This window comes from Aeromonas veronii bv. veronii, from assembly GCF_000820225.1.
GTDB classification, from domain to species: domain Bacteria; phylum Pseudomonadota; class Gammaproteobacteria; order Enterobacterales; family Aeromonadaceae; genus Aeromonas; species Aeromonas veronii.
The window spans coordinates 178,294-184,857 of the sequence record NZ_CDDK01000040.1 but is presented as its reverse complement, the minus strand read 5'-3'; the positions used below and the strand labels follow the sequence as shown (position 1 = coordinate 184,857).

Annotated in this window: 7 protein-coding genes; all 7 read right to left on the bottom strand. The window is 56.7% G+C overall.

The window, feature by feature from the left end; all coding sequences use genetic code 11:
- Positions 1-480, bottom strand: a 480-nt coding sequence (locus BN1139_RS17255) for a PfkB family carbohydrate kinase (RefSeq protein WP_041980774.1), incomplete at its 3' end; no start/stop codon positions are given.
- Between the two features lie 108 nt (positions 481-588).
- Positions 589-1,464: a ribose ABC transporter substrate-binding protein RbsB gene (rbsB, locus tag BN1139_RS17250; RefSeq protein ID WP_005351947.1), complete on the bottom strand. Its 876-nt coding sequence runs from the start codon at positions 1,462-1,464 to the stop codon at positions 589-591.
- Positions 1,465-1,494: 30 nt separating this feature from the next.
- Complete coding sequence (rbsC, locus tag BN1139_RS17245; RefSeq protein ID WP_005351946.1) at positions 1,495-2,463, bottom strand: ribose ABC transporter permease; 969 nt, start codon at positions 2,461-2,463, stop codon at positions 1,495-1,497.
- The gene (gene rbsA, locus BN1139_RS17240; RefSeq protein ID WP_005351945.1) at positions 2,460-3,989 is read right to left on the bottom strand and encodes a ribose ABC transporter ATP-binding protein RbsA; all 1,530 of its coding nucleotides are present in this window, start codon (positions 3,987-3,989) and stop codon (positions 2,460-2,462) included. The genes rbsC and rbsA overlap by 4 nt, the downstream gene beginning before the upstream one ends.
- 36 nt (positions 3,990-4,025) lie before the next feature.
- A complete protein-coding gene (gene rbsD, locus BN1139_RS17235; protein ID WP_005351944.1) occupies positions 4,026-4,445 on the bottom strand; it encodes a D-ribose pyranase in 420 nt (139 codons plus the stop codon).
- Between the two features lie 233 nt (positions 4,446-4,678).
- Positions 4,679-5,296, bottom strand: coding sequence for a glutathione S-transferase family protein (locus BN1139_RS17230; RefSeq protein WP_005351943.1), 618 nt, complete (start codon positions 5,294-5,296; stop codon positions 4,679-4,681).
- 300 nt (positions 5,297-5,596) lie between these two features.
- Positions 5,597-6,127, bottom strand: a complete 531-nt coding sequence (locus tag BN1139_RS21135) for a hypothetical protein (protein WP_005351942.1) — start codon at positions 6,125-6,127, stop codon at positions 5,597-5,599.
- Positions 6,128-6,564: the final 437 nt, after the last annotated feature.

The window sequence follows — 6,564 nt, the reverse complement described above, 5'->3', positions numbered from 1 at the left end:
CACCCGGGTGCCGTGGGCGCGGGCCAGCCGTGCAGCTTCATGGACACTCTCGAGCGGCACTTCCAGCTGCAACAGCAGGGTGTGGGCGTCGGCGATCATCGCTTCGTGGTTTTTCACCACAGCAGGGGTGATGGCACCGTTGGCTTCGGCGGAGATACCTATGCTGTTCTCCCCCTCATCGCTCACATAGATGATGGCGATACCGGTCGGGAGCTTGGGATCGAGTTCGACGGCGCTGACGTCGATGCCATCTTTGGCAAAGCCGCTCTTCATCTGGTGACCGATGGCATCATCACCGATGCGTGCGATAAAGGAGACGGGGGCACCGAGACGGGCGGCCGCAACCGCCTGATTGGCCCCCTTGCCACCGGGCACCACCTGATAGCTGTGACCGGTCAGGGTTTCACCCGGGCGAGGAAAGTGGGGTACGCGCAGCACATGGTCTGCATTGACACTGCCCAGAACGACGAGACGATTCATGTTGACTACTCCTGATGCATCTTGGCTTGAACACTGTGATGGAGTGAGCTCAAGCCGGGAGGCACCTGAACGAAAGGGAAAAGGGGAGGCGAGCCTCCCCCTTGTGATTTATTTGCTGACCACTTGCAGCGGTACCGGAATGGATTTCTCTACCGGTTGACCTTTCAGCACCTTGTCGGCAGTCTCGACGCCGATGGCACCGATCAGGGCAGGCTGCTGGGCCACGGTGGCGGCCAGTTTACCCTTGGCTACGGCGGCTTTGCCATCGTCAGTGCCGTCGAAACCGACGATCATTACCTCTTTGCCGGCAGCTTGTACCGCGCGGATGGCACCCAGCGCCATCTCGTCGTTCTGGGCGAACACTGCCTGTACGGTCGGATGGGCGGCCAGCAGGTTTTCCATGACGTTCAGACCCTTGGTGCGGTCAAAGTCGGCAGGCTGGGAAGCCAGCACCTGCAGCTTGTTGGCCGCCACGGCCAGGGCAAAACCTTCGCCACGGTCACGGGCGGCGGAGGTACCGGCAATCCCTTCCAGCTGGATCACCTTGGCACCGGTACCCAGTTTCTCGGTGATGAAGTCACCGGCCAGCTTGCCGCCCGCCACGTTGTCGGAAGCAATGTGAGCCTTGACCTCACCCTGCGCGGCGCCGCGGTCCAGAGTCAGTACCGGGATGTTGGCGCGGTTGGCCAGACGAATGGCGTTGCCGACTGCTTCGGAGTCGGTGGGGTTGATCAGAATGGCGCCGACCTTGCGTACAGTGAGATCTTCCATGTTGGAGAGCTCTTTGGCCGGGTCATTCTGGGAGTCCAGTACCACCAGCTCGTAGCCAAGCTCTTTGGCTTTGGCTTCGGCACCCTCTTTCATGGTGACGAAGAAGGGGTTATTGAGGGTGGAGACCACCATGGCCAGGGTTTGATCGGCGGCATGGGCAGTGCCCAGCACGGACATGATGGCGGCAGCGAGCAGGGTATTGAGCTTTTTCATCATTTCATTCCTTGTGTGTGGCTTGTCTTATCAACGATTGCTTTTGTTATCGATCATCACGGCAAGCAAGATCACGCTGGCCTTGGCGATCATCTGGTAATAGGAGGATACGTCGAGCAGGTTGAGGGCGTTGTTCAGGAAGCCGATGATCAAAGCACCGATCAGGGTGCCCATGATGCGCCCCTTGCCGCCCATCAGGCTGGTACCACCCAGCACCACGGCGGCGATGGCATCCAGCTCGTAACCCATGCCCGCCGTCGGCTGGGCAGAGGAGAGACGAGAGGTAACGATAAGCCCTGCCAGTGCCGAGAGCGCGCCGCACAGACCATACACTGCCAGCTTCACCCGATCCACATTGATACCGGAGAGGCGGGTAGCCGATTCGTTGCCGCCCAGCGCGTAGATGTAGCGACCGAGACGGGTATGGTTGAGCATGAACCAGGCGAGCAGGAAGACGATGGCCATCAGCCAGATGGGCACCGGCAGACCGAACAGGTAACCGGTACCGAGCCAGGCAAAGTGATCGGCGCCGTCACTGAAACCGGTGGAGATGGGACGCCCCTCGGTATAGACCATGGTGATACCGCGCAGGGCGGTCATGGTGACCAGAGTGGCGATAAAGGCCTGAACCTTGCCCTTGGCAATGATGAGACCGCTGACGCCGCCAAGCAGGGCACCGGCCCCCAGAGTGAGGGGCACTACCAGCCAGATGGGCAGCTCCATGGCGACCATGGTGGCGGCCAGCGCACCGCACAGGGCAAGCACAGAGCCGACCGACAGATCGATACCGGCGGTAAGGATAACCAGCGTCATACCGACCGCCATGATGGCGTTGACCGAGGTCTGGCGCAGGATGTTGAGGAGGTTGTCGGCGGTGAAGAAGTTGGGGCTTAAGGCCGAGACCACACCAATCAGGACCAGCAGCGCGACCAGGGATTTGTTCTCGATCCACCACGCCTTGCTCATGACGCCACGGCGGGAAAGGGTTTGGGTTGTCATTGGGATGCCTCTTGCTCTGCTTGCCACTGTTTACCGACTGCCGCCGCCATCAGCTTCTCCTGATTGGCATCGCGGGTGTTGAACTCTGCGCTGATGCGCCCTTCGTGCATCACCATGATGCGATCACTCATGCCGAGCACTTCCGGCATTTCGGAGGAGACCAGAATGATGCTCATCCCCTCATTCTTGAACTGGTTGATCAGCTGATAAATTTCCTTCTTCGCCCCCACGTCGACGCCGCGGGTCGGCTCGTCGAGGATCAGTACCTTGGGCCGGGTCAGCAGCCCTTTGGCGATGGCCACCTTCTGCTGGTTGCCGCCGGAAAGCAGCTTTATCAGCTGATCCTGACTCGGGGTCTTGATGTTGAACAGGCGCACATAGTCGCTCACCGCCTGCCGTTCGGCCTTGCCGTCAATCTTGCCGTTGCTGATGAACTCGTCGAGGGCGCAGAGACTCATGTTTTCGCGCACCGAGAGTTCCAGCACCAGCCCATCGCCCTTGCGATCTTCGGAGATATAGGCGATGCCGGCGGCCAACCCATCCGCCGGGCTTTTGGGCACCAGAGCATGACCGTCAACTTGCACTTCACCGGCGCTGATGGGGCTGGCGCCATAGATAAGCTTCATCAGCTCGGTGCGGCCGGAGCCCATCAGGCCGCTAAAGCCCAGAATTTCCCCCTGACGCAGGGAAAAACTCACCCCGCGCACACCGGGACCGGCCAGTGCTTTCACTTGCAGGCTGACGGGGCCGAGCTCGCGCTCAAGGCGCGGATACTGCTCTTCCAGCCGCCGACCCACCATCATCTCGATGATTTTGTCTTCATCGAGATCGCTTACCGCCTTCTCGCCGATCCACTTGCCGTCGCGCAGCACGGTGACCCGGTCGCAGATCTGGAAGATCTCTTTGAGACGGTGAGAGATGTAGACGATGCCGCAACCCTGCTGGCGCAGCTCGCGGATCACCGCAAACAGTTGCTCGGTTTCGGTGTCGGTCAGCGCATCGGTCGGTTCATCCATGATGATGACGCTGGCATCGAACGACAGCGCCTTGGCGATTTCCACCATCTGCTGCTCGCCAATCGACAGATCCCCAAGTCTTGTATCCGGCCCGTGCTTGACGCCGAGTCGGCCCAGCAGGCTGCTGGCCCGCTCGCGCAACTGCGGGTGATCGATGTTGCCAAAACGGGTACGGGGTTCGCGGCCGAGGAAGATGTTGGCGGCAATCGACAACTCCGGCAGCAGGTTCAGCTCCTGATGGATGATGCTGATCCCCTGATCCTGGGAGTCGCGGGGGCCCTTGAAGTGGACCGGCTGGCCGCGGTAGCTGACGCTGCCCGCATCGGCCTGATAGATGCCGGTCAGCACCTTCATCAGGGTGGATTTGCCGGCGCCATTTTCACCGAGCAGGGCCATCACCTGGCCCGGATAGACCCGCAGACCCGCTTCGTCGAGGGCGCGCACACCGGGGAAGGTCTTGACGATCCCGGTCAGCTCCAGAATGGGTGAGAGGGGGGAGGTTGTGCTCATTTGCAGCTTCCTTGAAGAGGCCTTCTTTGAAGAATGTCAGAACGCCACACCGGCGCAGAGGATCAGGTTGGCGTAGGGAGTCACCTCGCCGCTGCGCACGATTGCCTTGCTCTGGCGGGAGCGGGTTTTGAACTCCTCATGCAGGCAGTATTCGATGGTGATGGGCTTGCCCTGGGCTGCTGCGTGGGCCTCAAGCTGATCGACCAGAGCCTGATGGGCGGCGGGGCTGATCTGCTTGATCTCGCTTGCCATGATCACCTTCTCCACCACCAGATCGGTGAGCAGGGCGGTCAGTACGGTTTCAAGGCTGGGTGTCCCCGCCATCAGCGCCAGATCGATCCGCTCCGGACCTGCCGGAATGGGCAAGCCTGCATCGCAGACGGTGATCTCGTCGGTGTGGCCCATCTGTGCCACCAGAGCACTCAGGGGAGCATTGAGCAGTACGCCTCGTTTCATACAGCACCTCATCAGGCCTTGGCCCGTCAATCTGTGAACCGCTAGGCAACCGGTTACGCAACCGGTTGCGTCATGGCGCAAAGATAGGCTTTTTACCGGGGAAGGGCCACGGCAAAACCACGGAAATGTGAAAACGATCTCAAAGGCGGGAGAAGAAGTGCAGGGGAGGAGGCAGGAAGGGTGTCAGCAGAGCCCTGACACCCTTGTTATTCATCGAGCTATTGATTTTATGGTTAGTTGGCCACTGCCTTGGCGATCGCCGGACGGCTCAGCATGCGCTGATAATGCTCGGCAACCTTGGGGAATTCACTGATCTCGACCCCATCGCTTTTCAGCCAGCCCGCGACCACGAACAGATAGATATCCGCCACGCTGAACTGCTCGCCCAGCACCCAGGGGCCTGCCAGATAGTGCTGCTCAATCTGGGCAAAGCCATCGCGCATATTGCTGGCGACTTTCTGCTGCATGGCGGCAATGGCTTGCTCGTCATCGGCCCAGCGGCTGCCACGGCGACCGTGGGCGTGGGAGACATGCACGGTGGAGGCGAGGAAGCTGTTGACCTCCTGCATGCGGGCCAGCAGGAACGGGTTGTCCAGCGGTGCCAGCTTTGCATCGGGGAAGCGCTGTGCCACATAGAGCAGCAGGGCCGGGGTCTCGGTCAGGGTGCCCTGCTCGGTGACAAGGGCAGGCACCCGCCCTTTGGGGTTGATGGCAAGATACGAAGGATCACGCTGCTCCCCTGCGGCGAGGTTGACGAGACGGGGTTGGAACGGGGCATTCGCTTCCAGCAGGGCAATCTGCACGGCCATGGCACAAGTGCCGGGAGCGAAATAGAGGGTCAGATCGGACATGAATACTCCTGATTGGCTCAGGCCACCCGCAATATCGGCGAAAAACGTGTTTTCGTGATACCTCGAGGGGTCATGAAAAAAGAGAGGGGGCAACGTTTGCCCCCACAACCAATCTACACCCCACAGGGGTAATGAAAAAGCGCAGAATTAATCGGCGTTGGCCGCCTTGTTACTCGTCATACCTGAAGCCTATCGTTCAAGGCCATTAGCTTCATGGTTAAAATAAAAACTTTTGATATTAATACTCTTTTAAATACAATGTTTTTTAAATGAGTAGATCACTGTTCTGCTTGATGCATATTATGTTAGTTCTGACTTAATATCTGACCATGCTTTTTCTAAAATTTTTTGAGACTGTTCTTCAAGCGCTTTTCGGTATGCCCCGACATTTTTTGCAACGCCATCTTTCATAACAGCTTCATTATAAAGATCATGAATAAGGGATTTAATGATTTCAGTATATTCTTTATTGGCATCTAGCATTAGGTGTATTCTAGTTCTTGATGTAATTAACTGTGAGTGATACTCATAAAACGCCTCACTAGATGAAAACTGATTGTCGATATTGCGCCTCACTCTGATTGTTGAGGCTAGACTTACGAACTGAGAAATATGTTCTCTCAACTCTGTTATCCAAGCTTGTCGCAGTTCTGCCTTTTTAGCTAAATTTTGTGATTGTTGATTTTGTTTACTTATACGACCTACTGCTATAGACGTAAATATACTACCTATACCTATTAATCCCGTAATCATTATCATAGGCCAGTCGGGCGATATTGATAATAAAAATTCTTGTCCCTCACTAGATAAGACTAATCTTTCAACACTCATATTTACTCTGTAATATAATGGTGATTGGATGGGTAATGGTAATAAATAATACCATCAATTGGACTCGGCTGTCTACTATACCTTGCTTTACATATCTTAAATTGGGCGAGATACACCTTAGAACCCATGAATCATAGCGATGATACAGGGTCGTATGTTCGATTAGCGAAGTGTAATCGGACGTTCGCGGTTTCGATAATACTGTACAGCCATTGCTTATAAACTCGTTTATTTTTCCCGTACTCCCACAATGGGGCAACTCTGAATCTGATCAAGATGGCCATATTTACCACAATCATCACCATACCCCCCTTCAAATCGGCTTTGAAGCTGGCTGTTTGAGAGGACGGTTGCTGTTCATATATGTTGCCTTGAATCGAGGTTCCCCGTGCCTCTCGGTGTTAAAGACTATTGCGCCGAGAAACCGTGCTGGTGGA

Coding starts and splice junctions, on each gene's coding strand:
- rbsB (WP_005351947.1), bottom strand. CDS start 1,464: ATGAAAAAGCTCAATACCCTGCTCGCTGCCGCCATCATGTCCGTGCTG.
- rbsC (WP_005351946.1), bottom strand. CDS start 2,463: ATGACAACCCAAACCCTTTCCCGCCGTGGCGTCATGAGCAAGGCGTGG.
- rbsA (WP_005351945.1), bottom strand. CDS start 3,989: ATGAGCACAACCTCCCCCCTCTCACCCATTCTGGAGCTGACCGGGATC.
- rbsD (WP_005351944.1), bottom strand. CDS start 4,445: ATGAAACGAGGCGTACTGCTCAATGCTCCCCTGAGTGCTCTGGTGGCA.
- BN1139_RS17230 (WP_005351943.1), bottom strand. CDS start 5,296: ATGTCCGATCTGACCCTCTATTTCGCTCCCGGCACTTGTGCCATGGCC.
- BN1139_RS21135 (WP_005351942.1), bottom strand. CDS start 6,127: ATGAGTGTTGAAAGATTAGTCTTATCTAGTGAGGGACAAGAATTTTTA.